Source organism: Vibrio sp. SCSIO 43155 (assembly GCF_023716605.1).
Lineage (GTDB): Bacteria > Pseudomonadota > Gammaproteobacteria > Enterobacterales > Vibrionaceae > Vibrio > Vibrio harveyi.
The window spans coordinates 303,556-325,993 of the sequence record NZ_CP071852.1 but is presented as its reverse complement, the minus strand read 5'-3'; the positions used below and the strand labels follow the sequence as shown (position 1 = coordinate 325,993).

Here is a 22,438-nt window from a genome sequence, read left to right as displayed (position 1 = left end):
AAAACAGACAGGACCATCAATAATAAGGAAAAAGTACATGGCGACGAACAACACTCCGTCACAAGATGTGCAAGAGATGGTGGCTCAGGCAGACACAGGTGCGCGTAGCCCAATGGGCTTGCAAGGTCGAATCCTATGGTTCGTACCACTGTGCTGGTCGCTATTTCAATTATGGTATGCCTCTCCGCTACCATTTATTTTTAATTTTGGCGTACTCAATGACACTGAAGCGCGAGCAATTCATTTAACTTTTGCTACTTTTCTCGCTTTCACTGCTTATCCAGCAATGAAAAACTCTCCGCGTGATCATATCCCTTTGATTGACTGGATATTGGCACTAGCGGGCAGTTTTGCGGCAGCTTACATTTATATTTTCTACACTGAGCTTGCCGGCCGTTCAGGCGCACCAACCACTGTCGATATCGTGGTATCAGTCACTGGTATGGCATTGTTGCTTGAAGCAACACGTCGTGCACTTGGTCCCCCTTTGATGGTAGTTGCAGCCGTATTCCTGACTTACACCTTCGCTGGTCCATACATGCCAGATGTTATTGCTCATAAAGGCGCAAGCTTAAACAAAGCGATGTCGCATCTGTGGTTAACAACAGAGGGTGTATTCGGCGTAGCGCTTGGCGTATCAACGTCTTTCGTATTCTTGTTCGTACTGTTTGGTGCCATGCTAGAGCGCGCAGGTGCTGGTGCTTACTTCATCAAAGTTGCTTTCTCACTGCTTGGTCACATGAAAGGTGGTCCAGCGAAAGCCGCAGTGGTTGCATCAGGTCTATCCGGTCTAGTTTCAGGTTCATCCATCGCTAACGTAGTAACGACAGGTACGTTTACGATTCCATTGATGAAGCGAGTTGGCTTCCCTGGAACAAAAGCGGGTGCTGTTGAAGTTGCAGCCTCTACTAACGGTCAGCTCACACCACCTATCATGGGTGCAGCGGCATTCTTGATGGTAGAGTACGTCGGTATCTCTTACGTTGAAGTCATCAAAGCTGCTCTACTTCCAGCACTGATTTCTTACATCGCCTTGATTTACATTGTTCACCTAGAAGCATGTAAAGCTGGCATGACAGGGCTTCCTCGTCGCCACAACCCAACAATGCTACAAAGCCTATTGTCATTTACTGGCACTATTCTCGGTTTGTGCGTTATCAGTGCCTTGGTTTACTACGGTGTGGGTTGGACTAAAGACGTATTTGGCGATGCTGCTACAACCATCGTAACCATCGCGTTATTAATTGCTTACGTCGGTCTGGTGAAGATTTCAGCCAACCACGCCAAAGATGGTGCAATCGAAATTGATGCGGAACTCACTGAGGTCCCAGATCCAGGTCCAACAATTAAATCTGGCTTACATTTCCTATTGCCTATCGTCGTACTGGTTTGGTGTTTGACCGTTGAACGTTTTTCTCCGGGTCTATCGGCATTCTGGGCAACGGTATTCATGATCTTTATCTTGCTGACGCAACGTCCATTGATCGCATTACTGTCAAAACAAGGTGACTTGGTTGAACAAACTAAAGACGGCTTTGTTGACCTCGCAGAGAGCTTGGTGTCAGGCGCACGTAACATGATCGGTATCGGTGTCGCAACAGCAGCGGCAGGCACTGTAGTTGGTGTGGTCACCCTCACTGGTATTGGCTTGGTGATGACAGACTTCGTCGAGTTCATCTCTGGCGGTAGTGTCATACTCATGCTGCTGTTTACTGCGGTTATCAGTTTGATTCTGGGTATGGGTCTGCCAACAACTGCAAACTACATCGTTGTATCAACACTAATGGCACCGGTTATCGTAACTCTGGGGGCAGCTCATGGCTTGATCATCCCACTGATTGCGGTGCACTTATTCGTGTTCTACTTCGGTATATTGGCTGACGATACCCCTCCAGTAGGTTTGGCTGCATTTGCAGCTGCTGCAATTGCCAAGTCAGATCCGATTCGTACTGGTATTCAAGGCTTTACCTACGATATTCGAACTGCGATCCTGCCATTTATGTTCGTCTTCAACACTCAACTTCTATTGATGGGGATCGACACTTGGTGGCACTTAGCGCTGACCGTAATCTCTTCAATCATTGCCATGTTGATTTTCTCTGCGGCGACGCAAGGTTGGTGGTTCACACGTAACAAATGGTGGGAAACGGTCCTACTATTAGTATTAACGTTCTCTTTCTTCCGCCCTGGTTTCTGGTGGGACATGCTCTACCCAGCGAAAGTTCTTTCCCCTGGTGTTGAGATAGCTCAAATCACAGAAGGGCTAAATGTAGGAGAATCCCTAGAGTTACGTGTCGCTGGTGAAAACTTAGAAGGCGATTACATAGAGAAAACGGTACGTCTTCCGTTCGAAGATAAAGCGGCAACCGCTGAAGAGCGTATTTCTTCAATGGGTCTAATGCTGACCGAGAACGACGGCAAAATGATCGTAGACATGGTTGAATTTGGCAGCCCGGCAGAATCTTCTGGTATCGACTTCGATTGGGAGATCAAATCGGTAGTTCAAGACGCCGATCGACCGATGAAAGAGTGGGTATTTATCCCTTGTTTGATGATTTTGCTGGTACTTGCCCTGAACCAAAAACGTCGTGCTCGTAAGGAACAGTTGAGCGCATAACCGATTTGGCCTCGAGGATACGGGGCCTTAATGAGAGACATTGAATGTACAAACAAATTCTTGTTCCGGTTGATCTAAATGACCAAGGCTTTTCTGACCGCGCCGTTGAATTGGCGGTATGGCAGGCGAAGCAAGCCAATGCTGAAGTGCACCTGCTGACAGTATTGCCAGGCATCCATATGTCAATGGTCGCGAGTTACTTTCCGAAAGATGCCGCTGCAAAAATGAAGCAAGACGTAAAGCAGCAGCTAAAAGCGTTTGCTGATCAGCATATGGACGACGAAGTGATTTACAAGGTGCATGTTGCGGAAGGTAAAGCTTACGCAACCATCTTAGATTACGCAGAACGTTTAGGTGCAGACCTTATCATTATGCCAAGCCACAAACGTTCGAAGATCAACAAAGTGATGCTGGGCTCTGTAGCGAGTAAAGTAGTAGAGAACTCACCAATCAACGTTATGGTGGTGAAGCCTCAAGGCTAACGCGCTCATTCAAACTCAAAATGAAAGAAAAGGTTGATGCTCGCATCAACCTTTTGTTTTTCTGACGCCTAATTCACCAAAGATAAACGGCGCTCTACCCTGCCGCTCGCACAAACGCTGTTAAAACATCGCTAGAGTGCGATACCGCTAATTCATCAATGTCACCTGACGCTTCGACCTGACCACCAGCCACAAAAGCAAAATGACTCGCAATCGCTCTCGCATCACTCAAATGGTGCGTCACCATTAACACGGTAATACCACGATCAGTCGCAAGCTGTTTCACCAGTGTCAGCATCTCTTCACGCAGCACGGGGTCAAGTGCAGAAAAAGGCTCATCGAGTAGCCACATCGGATGCGGTTGAACAAAACAACGCGCAAGAGCAACACGCTGGCGTTGACCGCCAGAAAGATGTTCAGGTAAACGGTCCAGATACTCAGCAACACCCACTTGCATTGCTGCTTGCTCCACAAGAAGCTTTTGGTCTGTCGTGAGCTTTAACCCCGGATGCAGCCCTAAACCGATGTTGTCCCTTACTGACAGGTGGGCAAACAGATTGTGTTCTTGGAACAGCATTGAAAACGGGCGCTGATACGGCTCTTTACTCACGATAGATGTGCCATCAACCAAGATATCGCCTAGGTCAGGATTAATGAATCCAGCAACCAAAGCGAGCAACGTTGATTTACCTGCACCGCTCGGTCCCATCAGCGACACGATTTGTCCGCGTTTAATCTCTAAATCAAAGCGAAATAGCTCACGTTGATAGGTGTACTGAACATCATCCAACACTAACATTATGCTTTCCCCTTTGTTTTTAATACTTTTTCAATCACAGCAAAGCAGCCTACGCTGAGTAATAGCAAGGTAACCGACACAACCGCTGCTGCATCCATTTGATAACTGCCCAGTAGTTGGAATAAATACAGCGGTAAGGTTCTAAATTCTTGCCCGCCAAACAAGGCGATCGCACTTAAGTCACCAATCGCAAACATAAAGCTGATGGCAAAAGCATGTGCAAACGGCTTACGCAGTGCTTGCCACTCCACGACTTTAAATCGTTGCCAACCACACATACCTAAGCTGGCACACACGTACTGATATTGCTGCTCAATGTGCAACATGGGTTGAGACAAGGTTTTAATCACATATGGCAATGCCATTAATCCATTCACTAGAATAACGACGAAAAACGCCAAGCTGAATACATCGGTAAACGATCGTAGTAACAGGAACAATCCCGTACTGATCACCAATCCCGGCGTTACTAAGATAATGGTTCCGATAAGCTCGATTTGGTCGGCGCGAGTGTTTTTGCACTGCAATCGCCAACGTCGGCTGGTCAGTAAAATCGACACGCCAGCAGCAACAGCAAGAGAGCTAGCGAGAACAGCGACTTTGATTGAATTAAGCAACGCGGACCAAAAACGCTCATCGGTCAATACCGTCCCAACTTGTTGGTTGATCCCACTGAACACCACCATCAAAAGTGGCGGTATTACTAGTAAAAAGGCACCTATGATCCAAAAGCCATCCCAAGCTTTTGACCACCCATGATCCTTCGTTAAATATTGCTGTACTGATGTACTGCCAGCGCTTACTGATACTGGCTTCGTCAACTTCTGTACGCCAATTGCTAACAAGCCACATAACAGCATTTGCCATAGTGCCAAAAGTGCCCCTGCCTGCAGATCAAAATCGAACTTAATTGCCTGATAAATGGCAAGCTCAATAGTGGTCGATTTCGGTCCACCACCCAGCGCCATCACGGTGGCAAAGCTGGTAAAGCAAAGCATGAACACTAAGCCGCTTACGTGTGGTAATTGCTGCCTTAGGCGTGACCATTCTACCCAGCGGAATTTGTCCCAATGGCTCATTCCAAGGTGCGCGCACAGTTTATGTTGCTCTGCGGGGATCGACTCTAATGCTTGTAAAAGTAGGCGCGCCGCATAGGGCATATTGAAGAACACATGCGCAAGTAAAATTCCGTTCAGACCATAGATGGAAAACGGCAGCTCAGCGTCGATACTTTTTAGCCATTGAGCCAATAAGCCGCTATTACCGTAAATCGCCAATAAGCCAAATACACCGACCAACACAGGCAGAACTAAGGTAGACGCAAACAACTTTAATAGTAGAGACTTACCATAGAACTCACGTCGAGAAAGCGCGTGCGCCACAGGGATCGCCAAACCGACACTCAAAATCGTAGAGAGGAAAGCTTGGTAAAAGCTGAACTTGGTGACGTGCTGATAGTATGGATCTCCCCACACTATAGACACATCAAGAGAAGGTGCTTGGACAATCAAAGCACCTAGGGCAGAAATAACAAAGGTCGCGATAATCATCGCGACCCCTAACCCTATTTTCGGAACAGAATTCAAAAGTAGAACCTATCTTAGAACGTCAATGCGCTTTGCCATTCACGAATCCAAGTCTTGCGCATTTTTGCTACTTCGTCTGCACTAAAGCTCAATGGTTTACTTGGTACGCTTAAGGTTTCAAAGCCTTTTGGTAATTCAACGTCAGTCACTGGGTACATCCAGTTGCCTGTTGGCATTGCCGATTGGAACTCATCACTCAAGATGAAATTCATAAACTCATCAGCAAGTTCCGCATTCTTTGAGCCTTTAACCTTAGCCGCTACTTCTACTTGCATGTAGTGACCTTCAGAAAAATCTGCGCTCGCATATTTCGCATCATCTTCTGCAATCAAATGGTACGCGGGAGAAGTCGTGTAAGACAGCACGAGATCGGACTCACCGTTCAAAAACATCGAGTAAGCTTCTGACCAGCCTTTCGTAACCGTAACTGTTTTCGTTGCCAGTTGCTTCCACGCTTGAGTCGCATCATCGCCGTAGATGGACTTCATCCAAAGCATCAAACCTTGACCCGGCGTCGAAGTACGAGGGTCTTGGTAAATCACTTTCAGATCATCACGCTCTTCCACTAGCTCTTTCATGCTTTTTGGAGGATTCGCCAACTTCTCCTTGTTGTACACAAACGCAAAGTAGCCGTAATCGTACGGTACGAAGGTCTTATCATCCCAACCATTAGGCAAGGTCGTCTTCGATGTATCAACATTGTGCTCAGCCAGAAGCCCAGTCTTTTTCGCTTCCGCCATCAGGTTGTTATCCAAACCTAACACGATATCCGCTTTGCTATTGTTTCCTTCCAAGCGAAGGCGGTTAAGGATTGAAACACCGTCATCCAGAGCAACGAAATTAACGTCGCAACCGCATTTGGCTTCGAACGCTTTTTCAACTTTAGGACCAGGTCCCCAATCGGCAGCGAAAGAGTCGTAAGTGTAGACAGTTAGGGTGTTTTCAGCGGCAAACGCTGAAGTAGAAGTGATGGCTGCAAGGGCAATCAGACTAAGAGTGGTTTTCACTGCTCGCTCTCCATTTGCATTAGTAAACATGAGTTGAGCGGCACAGGGTTGAGGCGGTATCTAGGACTTCCAATATCCAGACTCAATTCCTACGCCAGCATTATCTGGTTCAGGTAATACGGGTCCCTGTTTGCTCAACAACGTTAAGCGATTAGGTCTCAGCACCCAATGGTATTGATAAGGTCAATGCCAAATGGGTTTGCTCCCCGATGAGTTGGATGGATTGTAAAGGTCTTTTATTGATTACACAATCAACGTTGGTCATAACCCCAACGTGGCACCAAGCCTTGCTCAATGCCCAAGTGATCAAGAATTCTTGCCACCATAAAATCCACTAAGTCTTCAATACTCTTTGGTTGATGATAAAAACCAGGAGCCGCAGGCATAATGGTGACGCCCATCTGAGAGAGCTTGTGCATGTTCTCAAGATGCAGTGTAGAGAAAGGCGTTTCACGCACCACAAGTAATAACTGTCCGCGCTCTTTCATTACCACATCCGCAGCGCGTTCAATCAAGTTATCCGACATGCCATGTGCAATGGCTGCGACACTCCCCGCAGAACATGGGCACACTACCATTTGCTTTGGTGCAGCAGAGCCCGATGCTACCGGAGAGAACCAATCGTCTTTGCCACAAACGGTGATGTTATCTGGATTGCAGTTGAGATGCTCAACTAAAGCCTTTTGCGCCGCTTCAGGGCCGCTTGGTAATTTCAGATCATGCTCGGTCGCCATTACCACTCGCGCAGCTGAAGAGATCAGCACATACACGTGATAATCCGCGGCAACCAAGCATTCAAGAAGACGAAGCCCATATGGAGCACCAGAGGCGCCCGTTAGTGCTAATGTGATGGCTTTTTTAGGGGTTACTTTTTGCTGCATAGATGTCATTAAGCTTTTTGTTTAAGTTGTTGCAGAAGCTTGCCGTGGATACCACCAAAGCCACCGTTACTCATCACGAGGATTTGGTCACCCGGCTGCGCTTGCTCTACGATTTTTGCGACAAAGCTGTCCATCTCTGCATCCACAAAAGCAGGTTGTTTACACTGGTCTGCAATCTCTTGTACCGACCAATCAATGTTGTCTGGTTGGAAGAGGAACACCTCATCAGCATTGTGCAATGAAGCCGCCAAAGTATTTTTGTGAACGCCGCGCTTCATCGTCGCAGAGCGAGGCTCTAAAACGGCAAGGATACGTTTTTCGCCAACCTTGTTACGTAAACCGCCCAATGTCAGTTCAATCGCCGTTGGATGATGAGCAAAATCATCATAAACCGTCACGCCTTGCTCTTCTCCTTTGAGCTCCAAGCGACGTTTGGTGTTAATAAAGCGACCGAGAGCCTGACAAGCCAGTTCTGGTGCAACACCAACATGGCGAGCAGCAGCGATGGCCATCAAAGCGTTATCCACGTTGTGGTCACCAACAAGCTCCCAATCTACAACGCCTACTTTCTCGCCTTGCAGCGACACTTCAAATTTCGAGCCATCAACAACCAGTTTGCGTGCTTGCCAATCACCATCGACACCAGAGAACTGCTTTTCTGTCCAACAACCACGCTCGATCACATCTTGCAGCGACTGATCTTGCTTCGGAGCCAAGATCAAACCGTTCCCCGGAACAGTACGCACCAAATGATGGAATTGACGCTTTATCGCCTCTAGATCGTCAAAGATGTCTGCATGATCGAACTCAAGATTATTCATGATCAGTGTGCGTGGGTGGTAATGAACAAACTTAGATCGTTTGTCGAAAAAAGCACTGTCATATTCGTCTGCTTCGACGACGAAGAACATACTTTCACCCAAGCGAGCTGACACACCGAAGTTACCTAACACACCACCAACAAGAAAACCTGGTTGGTAACCGCAATCTTCTAAGATCCACGCCAACATACTTGAAGTGGTGGTTTTACCATGGGTACCCGATACCGCTAGAACCCAGCGATCGTGCAATAAGAACTCTTGTAACCATTGTGGGCCAGAGGTGTAACGCATATTGGTATTCAGCACATGCTCAACACATGGGTTGCCACGGCTCATCGCGTTACCAATCACCACAAGATCTGGTTGAGGGTCAAGTTGAGAAGGGTCAAAGCCTTCAATAATTTCAATACCTTGAGACTCCAACAGGGTACTCATTGGTGGATAAACATTGGCATCCGAACCCGTCACTTTATGACCTAGCTGACGCGCTAAAATTGCCGCACCGCCCATAAACGTGCCGCAGATACCCAAGATATGAATGTGCATAAACTTAACCTTGTAATGCGTTCTTTAATCCTTTCATTATCGTGATAACCACCAGAAAAGCGAGAGCCTTTCGCTGTGTTCTTGCAGTCTCTTTCACAAATCTGACAGGGCTTAGCACTGACTGACCAAGCATTAACCAAGTGACAGACTTCTTATGCAATAAGACAAATAAATTGAGATCTCAGTCGGTTACTTCATTACCATTAATAAGATCCACGTCATAAACTTACATCTAGCGCAATCGTTTAACATCCATAAAGAGATGACCCCATTGCGCGACACCCCCAACGAAATGAAAAATGTAAGGATAAACCATGTCAGGACTGCGCACCCTAGGCGAATTCATTGTTGAGAAACAAGCGGATTTCCCCCACGCTAGCGGTGATCTTTCATCTCTCTTAGCTTCCATTCGTTTAGCTGCAAAAATTGTTAACCGTGAAATTAACGCGGCAGGTCTTGGTGATATCACCGGCGCTGTAGGTACGGAAAACGTACAAGGCGAAGATCAGCAAAAGCTTGATGTATACGCGAACGACAAGTTCAAAGCAGCACTCGAAGCACGTGACCAAGTGTGTGGCGTTGCAAGTGAAGAAGAAGATGAAGCGGTTGCGTTCAACAAAGAACTCAACCAAAACGCAAAATACGTTGTACTAATGGACCCACTCGATGGCTCATCAAACATCGATGTGAACGTATCAGTCGGTACGATTTTCTCTATTTACCGTCGAGTTTCTCCTATTGGTACCCCACCAACAGAAGAAGACTTCCTACAGCCTGGTCACAAACAAGTGGCAGCGGGCTACGTGATTTACGGCTCATCTACTATGTTGGTTTACACCACAGGTAATGGCGTAAACGGCTTCACTTACGATCCATCGATTGGCAGCTTCTGTCTTTCTCATGAAAACATGATGATCCCAGAAGACGGCAACATCTACTCGATCAACGAAGGTAACTACATCCGCTTCCCGCAGGGCGTGAAGAAGTACATCAAGTACTGTCAGGAGAATGTGCCTGAAGATGGTCGCCCATACACTTCTCGCTACATAGGCTCACTGGTTGCGGACTTCCATCGTAACTTGCTCAAAGGCGGCATTTACTTGTACCCAAGCACGCAAAGCCACCCTCAAGGCAAACTGCGTCTGTTGTACGAGTGCAACCCAATGGCATTCTTGATTGAGCAAGCTGGCGGTCTGGCATCTGACGGTGTAAACCGCATTATGGATTTGAAACCAACCGAACTGCACCAGCGTGTGCCTTTCTTTGTGGGTTCAAAGAACATGGTGAACAAAGTCGAAGAGTTTCTTGAGCTGAATCGCGAAGAAGACTAATTTCAGACCTTTGTCCAACGCGGCAGGTGTTTACCTGCCGCGTTTTTGTCGTTAAAGTGAACTGCGTAAATGTTAGCCAGATTAAGCCTCTCAATGCTTAATCCTCAATGAAAAGGAATATTCAAATGAGCTTAAACAACGTACCAGCAGGTAAATCTTTGCCTGAAGATATCTATGTCGTTATTGAAATCCCAGCTAATGCGGATCCAATCAAATACGAAGTAGATAAAGACACTGGTGCTGTATTTGTCGACCGTTTCATGTCTGCGCCAATGTTCTACCCATGTAACTACGGCTACGTGAACAACACCCTTTCTCTAGATGGCGACCCAGTGGACGTACTGGTTCCGACCCCTTACCCATTAATGCCAGGTTCTGTGATTCGCTGCCGTCCAGTCGGTGTATTGAAGATGACGGATGAATCTGGTGAAGACGCGAAAGTCTTCGCTGTACCGCACTCTAAAATCTCAAAAGAGTACGAAGGCATTCAAGATGTTGACGATATTCCAGAGCTACTCAAAGCCCAAATCACACAGTTTTTTGAACGTTACAAAGAGCTTGAAGCAGGTAAGTGGGTGAAAGTGGATGGCTGGGCAGATGTGGCTGCCGCAAAAGCCGAAATCCTAGAATCTTACGAGCGTGCGCAAAACAAGTAATTGCGAACGCCAGAAAGCAAAAGAGCTGCAAATTAGCAGCTCTTTTTTGTTATATCGTTTTGACTAGTACTCGCCAGCGGTAGAAGTTCGACCCGATTCATAATTTTGTTTGAAAAACGGGTCAATATCATCACAAATGCCAAAGTAAGGCATATCTCGTACGCCAAGCATATAAGCACTTTGCTCACAGTACTCTTTTTTACCTTCTTGGTAACCAGATTGATAAGCCATGATCAATTCCGGTGTAGCACGATTTGTATCATCAAGCTTGACAATACGGTCTTCCGATAATTCAATCAGACCATCGAGAGCAGATTGCTTACCGAAGTCCTGCCAATCTGTTACGTTCACTGAATCTGGTAACCTTGTCTGCGCACAAGCGGTGAGAAAAAGCAGCATGGCGCCGATGATGATGGATCTCATAAGTTCTCCTTGGGCTTATACAAAAGACCGTCGGAAACTCACTTTCATACCCCTTTATCGAGTACTCATTCGACAGTCATACACTTTCACTACAAATGCTTACGCGTACTCGCGGAGTATGGTTCACACTCTCTGACACCAATCACCAGATGCAATCTCTTCACTCAACTGCTCAGTGTCTTGATACAAGTAGATCCAAGCTTGGCCAAAAGGTGTAGTAATGCTTTCTCGACGATACTCAACCGGTACGTCTTCTAACTTATCAAGTTCCTGCAGCGTGTCATTATCAATCAAATAAACTTCGCCCTGTATCGCATTTTGTCCGACCGACAAAGCCGGGTAAGGACCTAAATCATACAGAGCGAATTGGGCATCTGTTTCATGGTGACCAAGAAACTCAGCAGTGCTTAAAAAGTGATGATTGCACTCTCCTTTGCGCAAAGTTCCATACACAAACACTAAATGTTGCATAGCCGCTCCTTCTGCTTACAAGCTAAGTTTAGTTGAATTCGAATTGATAGAGCAGGTCAACAGCACTATCAACACCTGAAACTGCCTCTAGGTACAAGTCTTTCATCAAACGATAACGCACTGTGAACTCACCTAATGAGGTAAAGATACCCACACCATATTTCACCTGTAAACCAGGAAGAATATAGCCGCTCACCGTTACTTGAGAGTCGTCACCTGAACCTGCAGTATCCAGTTGCAGATCTTGTACGCCAAAGGCTTCGCCGATTTCACCTACGACTTTACCGCTCTTCGCTAAACTCAAGCCAATAAGGGTCGTCGTCATCGCATTACCGCCCGATTCTGCATCGATATCTTGACCTCGCAACAGGTAAGAAAGTGCATTCGCTTGCGGCATTGCCGGATCAGAGAAGATTTCCACCGTAGGATCACTTGCAGGACCAGTCACACGCACACCCGCTGTCACATCATCTTGCGTGTTGTCCGGATTACGAATCGCTTTGATCGAGACATAAGGCTGATCCGCTGGTCCATTCATCATGATCTTACCTTCTTGGATGACCAAGTCTTGCCCAAATGAGCGATAAGAACCGTCAATGATGTTCACCTCACCGACAATAAACGGACCTTTGTCTTTTTGCGTCACGTTGAGGTTACCTTGCAAGTCACCTTTTAGACCAAACGCAGACAACTGGAAATCATCGCCGATTTTGATGTTAATGTTGGTTTCAACGTTAAACGGCAACGCTTGCTCACCATCAACAGGCTGCATGTCTTTGTTCAAAATAACTGTGTCGCTTGAAACACCAACCGCACTTGGTGGCAGTTCATCAATTAAGATACGTCCCCAAGGTAGATTAATACTGCCTTCGACCTTGGCAAGTTGAGGCGTCACATCAATAGTCATATCCGGTTTGACTTTGATTCTCACCATCGGTGGCATATCCACTTTAAGCTCTTCAGCGAACACACGAGCCTTAGTGTGCCAATTTTCTAGGTCACGCCAATCAGCATCGCCTTTAATTTCTAGCTTGCCATCTGGCGTAATGATCCCAGCGTCTAAATCAGCTTGATGACCTTTAAAGTTAATCGCCACTTGTCCTGAATTGATATCAATTGGCGTGACTTCACCTTGCAGTTTCATTTGATCAATCAAGAACTGACCATTCACCTTTGGATGCATCACATCACCAGATAGAGCAAGGTCAGTGTTCATGTTGGCTTTAAACAGGCTGTATTCGCCAATCAGGGGCGCTAAAAAGTCCAAGTGGAATGTCGATAGCGACACCTTACCGTCAATCGTTGGCTTCTCGGACGACACATCATTCAAGGCGACTTTACCAGACAAATCACCGTTATCCGTTACATCAAGCAACCACTCAGCATCTAGCTTGTCTTGCGCCAACTTGGCTTTAAAACTCACACTTTCCCAACCGACTTTCACCGGTTGTTCTAGCGTTTGTTCTACCTGACCTTTTGGCATATCGACATTCACCGTGACTTCCGGTTTCATGTCTGGCGCCCATTTCGCGAAAGCATTCGCGTTCACAGAACCTTGCAGTTTGGTTTCTGGCGGTAAGAATTGTCTGATTTGGTCGAAGTCAAAGTTAGTGATGGCTAACTTCGCTTCACCGCTTTTACCAACGCTGATGTCTTCACTTAAACACACGCTTGATTTTGACTGTAACCAACAGTGTGCTTGCACATTAGCAATCTGCTTGTCGATGTTCACTTTGACTGCCGTCGACTTTTGCAATGCCCATGGACCTTGAGGCGTGCTCAGCGTTAAGCGGCGTAGTGCACCATCCCAAATCATTTCTGGCTTTTGCTTAAAGGTGCCTTCGATCTCTAAACTGCTCGAAACAATGTCTGAAACCACGTCGAGTGTCAGTTGGTGTAGCTTTTCATCGCCACTCACTTCCAAATCTGCACTGTCAATTTTAATGTCGTCGTAAGTGATGTTCTTCGCAATTAGGCTAACATCGGCTTTTGGCGCAGGCAGTGGTGTAACATCCCCTTTTAGAGTGATGGTTTCCACCTTGGCTTGCTGCTGCCAATTCAACTGGTTCAGCGCGAGATCTAAATTAATGTCCGGCTGTTTCAAACTGCCGCGAAGAGCAACCGTACCATTCATCTTACCAGCAAGATCCGGTACGCTTTTCGCAAAATCAGGGAAATTAACATCAACATCCATCAAGATTTGTTTGTCGATTTTACCCTTTGCTCGCAAAGAGTTGGGACCATGTGACAAAGCTAAACCTTGCGTGTTCAATTGAATATCTTCACCTTTACCGTTCCTATCTGAGGCTTCTAATTGACCTTCGATATGCAAAGGGTAGCCACGTAAAATACCGTCAATATCCAATTTAGGTAGACTCACTTGCCAGCCACCTTGTGCGGTTAATGACCCCGACGTCGACAAGCTGCCACTGATATCGCCTTCCGCTTCTTCCCACTGTAAGCCCGGTTGAATATTTTTTAAGTTCAGATCGGCTTGCCAGTTGATAGGTGCAGCCCAATTCGCCATGACTTTACCTGCAAGCTCACCACCCAGCGTTTTGACAACTAAGCTGTCTAAGTCAATCTGTTCTAAAGTACCTTTACCGTTTAACGCCACATCAACTGCTGGAATATCTTTACCAGACGCCTTAGTTTCCAAGGCAACCGTGTAACCTTGTAAAGAGCCTTTCGCTGCAAGACTTGGGACCGATACTTGGTAATCACTCTTACCACTCAATGGCCATTGCGCCTCAACATCTTTCAATTTGATATCAAACGGCAACTCAGACTTAAGGGGTTGAATTTGCCCCTGAATCTTGGCTTTCACCAAATCAGATAACGTGGCATCCAGTGATAAATCACCAACCGAGCCAGATGCCGTCAGTGATAATTTCTGACCTTTTACATCCGCTTGTTCAACCAATGCGTCAATTTGGGCTTGAATTGGGTAGTCACCTGATAATGTCACTTGAGTGCTTAACTGCCCTTTCACTTCCGGCATGTCAAGCTCAAGGGTTTTGACATCGACTTGGTCACCACCCGCTTTGGCTTCTAACCCTAAATGATGAACGATAACCGGTGTGTCACCAGCCAACTTAAAGTCATGAATATCGAGGCGCTGTGCTTCAATAGTGAGCGGAATCCAGACTTCAGGTAGAGCGATACCATTTGATTCAGGCTTAACGTCTAACTTCTGTTCATCAGACTTTGAACCTTTGTTAGCAGCAACATTTTCTGCACCTTGCTGCGATGGATTTTTAGACGCGTCTGAATTGACCGATGTTGACGACTGGACTTCCGCATCTTGCTCAATTTTAGCTTGAGCTTGATGGTTCGTTTTCGTGTCTTGAACTGGCGGCTGTTCCACACCCTCTTCACTTGGTGCAAGTGCCACATTGATGGTTTTCAATGCCGTAGGGGCAATCACCAAACGATCACCTTGCATTGATAATGCGGTTGAAAAATCTTGCCAATCAATCTTATTCCCCAAGATATTCAGATTGATATCATTAAATCTGACTTTATTGACAAAAATAGGCACTGGCGTACTGATAGAGCGCAATGGTGGCGTTTCTTCTTCAGGCTCGTCACTTGCCGGAGGGAGCTCTGGCATCTGAAAGTTCACCCCTTGCAGTGCCAACTCATCGACACACACTTTCGGATCGAAGAAGCAACGAAAGTTGATAGCAAGCGTTACGCTTTCAACCTTAGCATCGACATGTAAGGATTCATCGACAAAGCTGACGTTATGTAAAGCAAAACGCGGAAAAAGCGAACCTTGAACTTCTTCCACTTTGAGTTGCGGTAAGGCTTTCTCAGCCCCCCACAGCGCAAGTTTTAAACCCGGATGGGTGAAAAGCAATGTGCCAACAAAAACCGTCAGCAGCAATAATAGACTCAGCAGACCGATTGAGAGCCATTTCGTCCACTTCAGAGTTGTTTTGATCATAGTTCAGGCCCCAACGAGAAGTGAATGCGGAATTCTGGATCAGGCTCGGAGTCGAGCCCCCAAGCAAAGTCAAAGCTCACCGGACCAACCGGTGACGCCCAGCGGATACCAACACCCGCACCTGCCTTCCATTCTGGGGTTTCATTAAATGCATCACCAATATCGTAGAAAGCAGCGCCCCACCAGTTGCCGTAGACACGGTATTGATATTCAAGGGTGCTGGTCACCATATACTTAGCACCCGTCAATGCACCACTGGCATCTTTCGGTGAGATAGACTCATAGCCATAACCACGAATGTTGTTATCACCACCAGCAAAGAAACGTAGTGATGGCGATAGTTTTTCAAATTCATCCGTAATGTTGGCACCGCCCTCTAAACGGAACAAACCACGGTGGTTTTGGCCAATACCGCGAATCCAAGATGTGCGTCCTAACAAGCGCAGTACTCGTGTTTCTGACAGCAAAGCAGTATCGCCATATTCAACGGTCACACTCTGCTTATCCCCCCACATTGGCATATTGCCACCACGGGTCCGGGTTCGAGAAAAAGAAGCACCAGGCAAGACAAATTGCACACCATCTTCTTGCAAACCTTGCGAGAAGTTTTCGTACAGGTGGCGAACATACAAAGTCTTATGCCAACCACCGTCGGTGATCCAGTGGCGTTCTACCGCAAGATTCGATTCCAAACTTTCGGTATCTCGGTTATCAAGATGCTTGAGACCAAACTGCAATTGGTAGTATTCGTGTAGAACGTCATCAAGAGGGATTTTGTAGCCTGCTGTGATAGTTTGTTCAGGCTTGGAAAGAGAAAGAGCAGTATCAAAACTATGACCGCGTGCGCTTACCCACGGTTTTTTCCATTTCAGCGTACCGCGAACACCCGTATCGGTCGAATAACCAATACCAGTCTCAAGTTGGTTTTTCGCTGCGGGGGCAAGTGAGACTTTGATTGGCAGCTCGCGACCATCGTCTAACTTACTTAAATCTGGCTCAACAAATACTGACGAAAACCAATCGGTATTAGACAGGTTTTGGTTGTATTCCCCAACTTCTGAAACCAAATAAGGTTCACCAGTTTTAAATGGACGCAGAGACTCAACACGGTCTTCCCAAATCTGACTTCCAAAAATCTCCACCGAACCAAAGTGATAACGGATACCACTGTCATAATGAAGACGCACATTCGCTTCGTTAAGTTCGGGAACCACCTCAAGACGGCTTAAAGTGAAATCTCCATTAAAGTAACCACGTTGCAACGCTAAGTTACGAATACTTGATTTCAAGCTGTCGTATTCACCTTGATTTAAGATGCGTCCTACCTTCAATGGTGATTTTTCAAGAAGCTTAACGAATGCTTCGTCTTGGTTTGCCTCACCTGAAATCACCACATCCATCAGTTTCACCCTTACAGGCTCACCCGGTTGGACATTGACGATCAATTCATCATTATCTTTCGTAATAGTGTATGAAATTTTCGCATGATAATAGCCGAGCGCATTGAGCGCTTCAGTGATACTTTGTTCCAATCGCGCCTGAAAACGCAGGGACGTGGAATAATCGTCTTCAGGAATGGAAGACAAATAAGCGTTCACATTATCTTCTAGCGCACCATCGATCCCTTTAATTTTTAAGGAAACATCGGCATAAGCGCTATGAGAAAAGGCAAGTAGGCTGACAATGATCGGAGTAGCTTTTCTTATCATGCTTTTTAGCTGGACGAGGTTAAATAAACGTAAACAATAATAACGCCAAATAAAGGCTAAGTCTGTAATATTAATAGGTTTAACACGGTCTATGTCATCACAACATCATATTCAGACTGAATAGATTTTTTCGCAAAATTAAGACACGTATTAAAGGACAAATACCATGCTCAACAAACAGACAATGATCAGTATAGAAGATGCACTGCCCGGTAGAGAGGCATCAATGCAGATCGACGACACTCATTTTGTCAATCAATCGAGTTTAACGGCGCAGCCACAAGCTAACCAGCAACAGATTTTGTTTGGCATGGGATGCTTTTGGGGAGCTGAACGCCTGTTTTGGCAACTCGATGGCGTGATCTCAACATCGGTCGGTTACGCTGGCGGTTATACTCCAAATCCAACTTACGAAGAAGTCTGCTCTGGAAAAACCGGACACACAGAAGTTGTTCGTGTCGTATTCGATGAAGCGGTAATTTCTGTAGAGCAGTTACTTGCGGCATTCTGGGAAAAACACGACCCAACTCAAGGTATGCGTCAAGGCAACGATTTGGGCACTCAATACCGCTCAGCGATCTACACCTATTCTCAAGAACAACAAGATGCCGCTGAAAAATCAAAAGCTCAATATCAGCAAGCACTGCAAGAAGATCAACGTTCAGCAATCACTACAGAGATCCAAGCAGCAGGTCCTTATTACTTTGCTGAAACTTACCACCAGCAATACCTAGCGAAGAACCCTAACGGTTATTGTGGTTTAGGTGGTACGGGTGTGTGCTTCCCACCAAGCCTACAAAGTTAACCACAACGAAAAAGAGCGACAAAAGTCGCTCTTTTACAATTCTTGTCATCACACTGGAAGAGATAAAATCGCTTGGTTTACTTCTCTAAATACAGAGAGTTGCTTGGGATTTTTGACATCAGGTAATAGCACTTTTCCGTTGTCAAAACGGAACTCACCAATACCTGCAATTGAGAATTGACCTTTGAATAAAGTCTTAACGAAACGCGCCACCTGACGTGGACGGTACACAGCAAACTCACGTAGCATAACCAACCTCAACATCCTTTTGAGAAAACACCGATTGCTCTTTCCTTGGCAACCTTTATGCGCAATTTGCGACGAACTTCATTCTATCAAATTCCAACGTGAACGCAACATTATTAGATGGCATACGTTAAATAATTGTTATTGCAGGTTCTACATTTTTATGCACCGTACGTATATACTTGGTGAGTCTCACAACCCATATGGAACATAACAACATGAAAACTAAGACTCTCCTCCCTCTTCTACTCGCTCTTGCTCCGGGTCTGGCTCTGGCTCATAACCTATCTGTTGGTGAGAGTGTACCCGCAGCCAAAGTCGATGCTTATGGTGAAATCGTACTGCAAGGCGAAGGTGTCGCTTACCAGCCTTGGGCAACTCAAAACATGCTGGGTAAAGTTCGTGTCATTCATGCAATTGCAGGACGCAGCAGCTCAAAAGCGATGAACGCACCACTAATGACAGCGCTAACTGAAGCGAAATTCCCAGAAGACGCTTACCAAACGACTACCATCATTAACCAAGATGATGCTGTTTGGGGAACAGGTTCATTTGTAAAATCATCGGCGCAAGACAGCAAACAAGAATTCCCTTGGTCTTCAATGGTGCTGGATGAAAACGGTGTTGTGGCAAACACATGGGCACTGCAAGAAGAAAGCTCTGCAATCGTAGTCCAAGATAAGCAGGGTAAGATTTTGTTTGTAAAAGAGGGCGCATTAACGCCTGACGAAATCACTCAAGTGCTTGGCTTAATCAAACAGAATATTTAGATCTGTTGATATATACCCAAGTAACCTCGAGATGCTTGGGTATACAGCTCTCCGCTCATTACACACTTTAAGCAAAGAGCCCCCTATTTTCCTGAGCGTAAGCTCTTATTTCACCTAGATAATTTACCCAAAACGAACAAAAGAGTGAACTTTTAACGAAAATGGGTGTTATATTATAACACTAGGTATCGTTTCAGGTTTTAAGATGCATTCTCGTTGGCAAGTCACCACACATCATTGGCGTCGCACTGTCATATTACTCAGTGTTGCGCTGCTGCTTACCTGGAACTTTGCAACCATCGCGCATCAACTTGATCTCATCCCAGAACATCATAGCCATCATCATTGCCAGCTGTTTGCTGGTGCACAACATGGTTTGGTCAAGCAGTTACCGGAGATAATCCCTCCAACCTACCAGCGCGCCGCACACTCTGAAGTCATAGAACGGCAGTTCAGCCTTAGCGACGTGCGTTATACTGCGCGTGCACCTCCTATTTTTGCTTAAACTTAAGAAGTCCCCTTATAAGAAATTAAGGTTGCTAGTCGCACGATTTGAACTGCAACCACATCAGAAAATTAAGCAAAATTAGGATAAGAAAATGCCATCTAAACACGCTCTAGCTCTTGTTATCGGTCTATCACTAACCGCTACTGCTAACGCTGAAGAATACCGTCAACATGAAGCACACGTGCACGGTCACGTAGAATTCAATATTGCTCAAGACGGTAAAGACCTATTGATCGAAATCACATCTCCAGGTGCTGACGTAGTGGGCTTTGAGCATGCACCAGAAAACGCAGAACAAGAAAATGCACTGAATAATGCTATTGCTGCTCTAAAAGACACGAACAAACTGTTTGCTATCAACCAGCAAGCAAAGTGTGTAATTGAAGATGTACATGTAGCTCACACGCTAGGAGAAGAGTCACACGAAGGTCATGATCACCACGACCATGGAGGTCACGATCATGATAAACATGACCACGAAGGGCATGATCACGATAAACATGACCATGACCATGACAAGCATAAAGACCATGATCATGATGAGCATGATGACCACCACGATCATGACGGTCACGAGCATCACGAAGGTCATGACCATGAACACGGTGGTCATGGTGAATTCACCGTAGAGTACCGCTACCACTGTGATTCAGTTGCAGACCTAAACAGCATAGATACGACTTGGTTTAAGCAATTCCCAGCAACGGAATCTATCAGTGTGAACCTGTTCACTGACACCACTCAGTCTGCGACTAACCTAAGCAAAGACAACGCAAAGATCGCAATTAAATAACTCATATGGCGTGTAAGTACCCACTTACACGCCATTGCTTTGGTGATTTACTATGACTGAAACCACGTCAAACGTTGTTGAGCTATCTAACGCCCAGTTTGTCTGGCCCGGCTCAGAAAACGCGACCATTAACATCCCGCAACTTCACATTGCTCAAGGCGAGCATGTCTTTATCAAAGGTCCTAGCGGCTGTGGTAAATCGACTCTGCTTGCTTTGTTAACTGGCATCAACACACTCACATCTGGCTCACTGTCGGTATTGAACACTGATATCGCCAGCCTAAGAGCAAGCCAAAGAGACAAATTTCGTGCCGATCACATTGGCTATATCTTCCAACAATTCAATTTGTTGCCTTACCTAAATGTGATTGAGAATGTCCTAATTCCATGCCAATTCAGCAGAATTCGCCGCGACCGCGTTGCTCCAAATGCTTCTACGGCATCACTGGAGCAACAAGCAACAACGCTATTAGAGCGCTTACGTTTACCAAAAGCACTGCATGACAAGCCGGTATCAGAACTCAGCATTGGTCAGCAACAACGTGTCGCAGCCGCACGCGCTTTGATCGGTCAGCCTGAATTGGTGATTGCCGATGAACCGACATCTGCATTGGATCATGACAACCGTAAGGCTTTCATTGAACTATTAATGGAACAAGCCAACCTTGCTAACGCGACACTGGTTTTTGTCAGCCATGACCCGACGCTAGAGTCCTTGTTTGACCGAACACTCAATCTGCCTGAAATCAATCAAGCGCAAACCCTAGGAGCCGCATCATGAGTGCAGTTGTAAAGCTCGCTTGGAAAAGCCTGATGAACCGCAAGGCGACTGCTATTCTCACCATCATGACAGTCGCTATTTCTGTTGTTCTACTATTGGGTGTAGAACGCATTCGAACCCAAGCAAAAGACAGCTTCGCTAACACCATTTCTGGTACAGACTTAATTGTCGGAGGTCGCTCAGGGCAAGTGAACCTGTTGTTGTACTCGGTATTCAGAATTGGTAATGCCACAAACAACATTGACTGGAAGAGCTACCAAGAGTTTGCTAACCACCGCGCCGTAGATTGGGCGATTCCAATCTCGCTGGGTGATTCACACAAAGGCTTTCGAGTCATGGGGACCAACCACAGTTACTTCGAACATTATAGGTACGGAAGTAAGCAACCACTAACCTTCTCTGAAGGTAGAGAATTCAATGGCTTATTTGAAACCGTACTTGGCTCTGATGTTGCGAAACAACTTGGCTATAAGATTGGTAGCGAGATCATCATTGCTCATGGCATCAGTGATGTCGGCTTCAGTCGACACGATAACTTGCCATTTAAAGTGGTGGGGATTCTTGCGCCTACTGGCACTCCGGTGGACAAAACTGTCCATGTTTCTCTAGAAGCGATTGAAGCGATTCACGTCGGTTGGGAAAGCGGGGCTCGCTTAGGTCCGACACCAAGTGCGGCTGAGCTCAAAGCCAGAGACTTCCAACCTAAACAGATCACTGCCATGTTGGTTGGCTTGAAATCACGCATTCAGACTTTTGCTCTGCAAAGACAAATTAATACTTACCCGAAAGAGCCGCTTAGCGCCATCATGCCGGGCGTCGCTCTGCATGAATTATGGGGCATGATGTCGGTTGCAGAACAAGCACTGATGGCAGTCTCAGGCTTCGTAGTCGTTGCAGGTTTATTAGGTATGTTGAGTAGCTTGCTAACCAGCTTACAAGAACGCCGCCGTGAAATGGCAATTCTGCGTGCGATGGGGGCAAGACCTAAACACGTCTTCTCATTACTGATCAGTGAAGCGAGTTTACTGACGTTTGCAGGCATCATTACTGGTGTTGCGGGCTTGTATTCCATTCTTGCCCTCTTGCAACCAATAATCCAACAAAGTTATGGTATACACCTAACCTTAACGGCACTGTCGCCGTATGAATGGATGTTGCTTGGCTTTGTACAGTGTGCAGGTATTGTGATTGGCTTCATCCCAGCATTCCGCGCTTACCGACAATCGCTCAGTGATGGAATGACAATTAGGATTTAGT

General features: G+C 46.1%; 20 protein-coding genes. 10 read left to right on the top strand and 10 right to left on the bottom strand.

Annotated elements, in window-relative coordinates; all coding sequences use genetic code 11:
* Positions 1-37: 37 nt before the first annotated feature.
* Both J4N44_RS01560 and J4N44_RS01555 read left to right on the top strand, forming a co-directional pair.
* The gene (locus tag J4N44_RS01560; protein ID WP_026000312.1) at positions 38-2,617 is read left to right on the top strand and encodes a TRAP transporter permease; all 2,580 of its coding nucleotides are present in this window, start codon (positions 38-40) and stop codon (positions 2,615-2,617) included.
* A gap of 44 nt (positions 2,618-2,661) precedes the next feature.
* Positions 2,662-3,099, top strand: coding sequence for a universal stress protein (locus J4N44_RS01555; RefSeq protein ID WP_005450497.1), 438 nt, complete (start codon positions 2,662-2,664; stop codon positions 3,097-3,099).
* Between the two features lie 94 nt (positions 3,100-3,193).
* Here the strand turns inward: J4N44_RS01555 and thiQ are convergent, their stop codons facing one another.
* The 5 genes from thiQ to mpl form a co-directional block, all read right to left on the bottom strand.
* Positions 3,194-3,898, bottom strand: a complete 705-nt coding sequence (gene thiQ, locus J4N44_RS01550) for a thiamine ABC transporter ATP-binding protein (protein ID WP_252044788.1) — start codon at positions 3,896-3,898, stop codon at positions 3,194-3,196.
* Positions 3,898-5,484 carry a thiamine/thiamine pyrophosphate ABC transporter permease ThiP gene (gene thiP / locus J4N44_RS01545; RefSeq protein WP_252044787.1) on the bottom strand — a complete coding sequence of 529 codons (1,587 nt, stop codon included), beginning with the start codon at positions 5,482-5,484 and terminating at the stop codon, positions 3,898-3,900. The genes thiQ and thiP overlap by 1 nt, the downstream gene beginning before the upstream one ends.
* A 14-nt stretch (positions 5,485-5,498) precedes the next feature.
* The gene (gene thiB, locus J4N44_RS01540) at positions 5,499-6,491 is read right to left on the bottom strand and encodes a thiamine ABC transporter substrate binding subunit (protein ID WP_005450500.1); all 993 of its coding nucleotides are present in this window, start codon (positions 6,489-6,491) and stop codon (positions 5,499-5,501) included.
* A 251-nt stretch (positions 6,492-6,742) separates the two neighbouring features.
* The gene (locus J4N44_RS01535; protein ID WP_005450501.1) at positions 6,743-7,381 is read right to left on the bottom strand and encodes a flavin prenyltransferase UbiX; all 639 of its coding nucleotides are present in this window, start codon (positions 7,379-7,381) and stop codon (positions 6,743-6,745) included.
* Positions 7,381-8,739 carry a UDP-N-acetylmuramate:L-alanyl-gamma-D-glutamyl-meso-diaminopimelate ligase gene (gene mpl / locus J4N44_RS01530; protein WP_050940878.1) on the bottom strand — a complete coding sequence of 453 codons (1,359 nt, stop codon included), beginning with the start codon at positions 8,737-8,739 and terminating at the stop codon, positions 7,381-7,383. The genes J4N44_RS01535 and mpl overlap by 1 nt, the downstream gene beginning before the upstream one ends.
* A 314-nt stretch (positions 8,740-9,053) precedes the next feature.
* Between mpl and fbp the strand changes: the two genes are divergently transcribed.
* Positions 9,054-10,070 carry a class 1 fructose-bisphosphatase gene (gene fbp, locus J4N44_RS01525; protein ID WP_005450509.1) on the top strand — a complete coding sequence of 339 codons (1,017 nt, stop codon included), beginning with the start codon at positions 9,054-9,056 and terminating at the stop codon, positions 10,068-10,070.
* A gap of 125 nt (positions 10,071-10,195) precedes the next feature.
* The gene (gene ppa, locus J4N44_RS01520; RefSeq protein ID WP_009698861.1) at positions 10,196-10,726 is read left to right on the top strand and encodes an inorganic diphosphatase; all 531 of its coding nucleotides are present in this window, start codon (positions 10,196-10,198) and stop codon (positions 10,724-10,726) included.
* A gap of 63 nt (positions 10,727-10,789) precedes the next feature.
* Here ppa and J4N44_RS01515 read toward each other — a convergent pair whose 3' ends face one another.
* From J4N44_RS01515 to tamA, 4 genes are all read right to left on the bottom strand, one after another.
* Positions 10,790-11,149 (bottom strand): DUF2799 domain-containing protein, encoded by a 360-nt coding sequence (locus J4N44_RS01515; RefSeq protein ID WP_005450511.1) that lies wholly within the window; start codon positions 11,147-11,149, stop codon positions 10,790-10,792.
* A 123-nt stretch (positions 11,150-11,272) separates the two neighbouring features.
* The gene (locus tag J4N44_RS01510) at positions 11,273-11,620 is read right to left on the bottom strand and encodes a gamma-glutamylcyclotransferase family protein (RefSeq protein WP_005450512.1); all 348 of its coding nucleotides are present in this window, start codon (positions 11,618-11,620) and stop codon (positions 11,273-11,275) included.
* 28 nt (positions 11,621-11,648) lie between these two features.
* A complete protein-coding gene (gene tamB / locus J4N44_RS01505; RefSeq protein ID WP_252044786.1) occupies positions 11,649-15,569 on the bottom strand; it encodes an autotransporter assembly complex protein TamB in 3,921 nt (1,306 codons plus the stop codon).
* Positions 15,566-17,278, bottom strand: coding sequence for an autotransporter assembly complex protein TamA (tamA, locus tag J4N44_RS01500; protein WP_009698863.1), 1,713 nt, complete (start codon positions 17,276-17,278; stop codon positions 15,566-15,568). The genes tamB and tamA overlap by 4 nt, the downstream gene beginning before the upstream one ends.
* A gap of 166 nt (positions 17,279-17,444) precedes the next feature.
* Here tamA and msrA point away from each other — a divergent pair, with 166 nt between their 5' ends.
* Positions 17,445-18,083 (top strand): peptide-methionine (S)-S-oxide reductase MsrA, encoded by a 639-nt coding sequence (gene msrA / locus J4N44_RS01495; RefSeq protein WP_017817246.1) that lies wholly within the window; start codon positions 17,445-17,447, stop codon positions 18,081-18,083.
* Between the two features lie 48 nt (positions 18,084-18,131).
* On the opposite strand, the gene J4N44_RS01490 is transcribed toward msrA, so the two are convergent.
* Positions 18,132-18,332 (bottom strand): DUF1107 domain-containing protein, encoded by a 201-nt coding sequence (locus J4N44_RS01490; RefSeq protein ID WP_005450516.1) that lies wholly within the window; start codon positions 18,330-18,332, stop codon positions 18,132-18,134.
* A 215-nt stretch (positions 18,333-18,547) separates the two neighbouring features.
* On the opposite strand from J4N44_RS01490, the gene J4N44_RS01485 reads away from it, so the two are divergent.
* The 5 genes from J4N44_RS01485 (at position 18,548) to J4N44_RS01465 (ending at position 22,437) form a co-directional block, all read left to right on the top strand.
* Complete coding sequence (locus tag J4N44_RS01485) at positions 18,548-19,099, top strand: YtfJ family protein (protein WP_005450518.1); 552 nt, start codon at positions 18,548-18,550, stop codon at positions 19,097-19,099.
* A 205-nt stretch (positions 19,100-19,304) separates the two neighbouring features.
* Entirely contained in the window at positions 19,305-19,604 is a 300-nt protein-coding gene (locus tag J4N44_RS01480; RefSeq protein WP_252044785.1) for a DUF2607 family protein, read from the top strand.
* Positions 19,605-19,698: 94 nt separating this feature from the next.
* Positions 19,699-20,400: a zinc uptake protein ZrgA gene (zrgA, locus tag J4N44_RS01475; protein WP_050924529.1), complete on the top strand. Its 702-nt coding sequence runs from the start codon at positions 19,699-19,701 to the stop codon at positions 20,398-20,400.
* A gap of 52 nt (positions 20,401-20,452) precedes the next feature.
* The gene (locus J4N44_RS01470; protein ID WP_005450525.1) at positions 20,453-21,181 is read left to right on the top strand and encodes an ABC transporter ATP-binding protein; all 729 of its coding nucleotides are present in this window, start codon (positions 20,453-20,455) and stop codon (positions 21,179-21,181) included.
* Entirely contained in the window at positions 21,178-22,437 is a 1,260-nt protein-coding gene (locus tag J4N44_RS01465; protein WP_050924530.1) for an ABC transporter permease, read from the top strand. The genes J4N44_RS01470 and J4N44_RS01465 overlap by 4 nt, the downstream gene beginning before the upstream one ends.
* Position 22,438 lies beyond the last annotated feature (1 nt).

Excerpts from the sequence above, each read along its gene's own strand:
- J4N44_RS01490 (WP_005450516.1), bottom strand. The coding sequence starts at position 18,332 with ATGCTACGTGAGTTTGCTGTGTACCGTCCACGTCAGGTGGCGCGTTTC.
- J4N44_RS01485 (WP_005450518.1), top strand. The coding sequence starts at position 18,548 with ATGAAAACTAAGACTCTCCTCCCTCTTCTACTCGCTCTTGCTCCGGGT.
- ppa (WP_009698861.1), top strand. The coding sequence starts at position 10,196 with ATGAGCTTAAACAACGTACCAGCAGGTAAATCTTTGCCTGAAGATATC.
- J4N44_RS01515 (WP_005450511.1), bottom strand. The coding sequence starts at position 11,149 with ATGAGATCCATCATCATCGGCGCCATGCTGCTTTTTCTCACCGCTTGT.
- J4N44_RS01480 (WP_252044785.1), top strand. The coding sequence starts at position 19,305 with ATGCATTCTCGTTGGCAAGTCACCACACATCATTGGCGTCGCACTGTC.
- msrA (WP_017817246.1), top strand. The coding sequence starts at position 17,445 with ATGCTCAACAAACAGACAATGATCAGTATAGAAGATGCACTGCCCGGT.
- J4N44_RS01535 (WP_005450501.1), bottom strand. The coding sequence starts at position 7,381 with ATGACATCTATGCAGCAAAAAGTAACCCCTAAAAAAGCCATCACATTA.
- fbp (WP_005450509.1), top strand. The coding sequence starts at position 9,054 with ATGTCAGGACTGCGCACCCTAGGCGAATTCATTGTTGAGAAACAAGCG.
- zrgA (WP_050924529.1), top strand. The coding sequence starts at position 19,699 with ATGCCATCTAAACACGCTCTAGCTCTTGTTATCGGTCTATCACTAACC.
- J4N44_RS01465 (WP_050924530.1), top strand. The coding sequence starts at position 21,178 with ATGAGTGCAGTTGTAAAGCTCGCTTGGAAAAGCCTGATGAACCGCAAG.
- tamA (WP_009698863.1), bottom strand. The coding sequence starts at position 17,278 with ATGATAAGAAAAGCTACTCCGATCATTGTCAGCCTACTTGCCTTTTCT.
- J4N44_RS01560 (WP_026000312.1), top strand. The coding sequence starts at position 38 with ATGGCGACGAACAACACTCCGTCACAAGATGTGCAAGAGATGGTGGCT.
- J4N44_RS01555 (WP_005450497.1), top strand. The coding sequence starts at position 2,662 with ATGTACAAACAAATTCTTGTTCCGGTTGATCTAAATGACCAAGGCTTT.
- mpl (WP_050940878.1), bottom strand. The coding sequence starts at position 8,739 with ATGCACATTCATATCTTGGGTATCTGCGGCACGTTTATGGGCGGTGCG.
- J4N44_RS01470 (WP_005450525.1), top strand. The coding sequence starts at position 20,453 with ATGACTGAAACCACGTCAAACGTTGTTGAGCTATCTAACGCCCAGTTT.
- thiQ (WP_252044788.1), bottom strand. The coding sequence starts at position 3,898 with ATGTTAGTGTTGGATGATGTTCAGTACACCTATCAACGTGAGCTATTT.
- tamB (WP_252044786.1), bottom strand. The coding sequence starts at position 15,569 with ATGATCAAAACAACTCTGAAGTGGACGAAATGGCTCTCAATCGGTCTG.
- J4N44_RS01510 (WP_005450512.1), bottom strand. The coding sequence starts at position 11,620 with ATGCAACATTTAGTGTTTGTGTATGGAACTTTGCGCAAAGGAGAGTGC.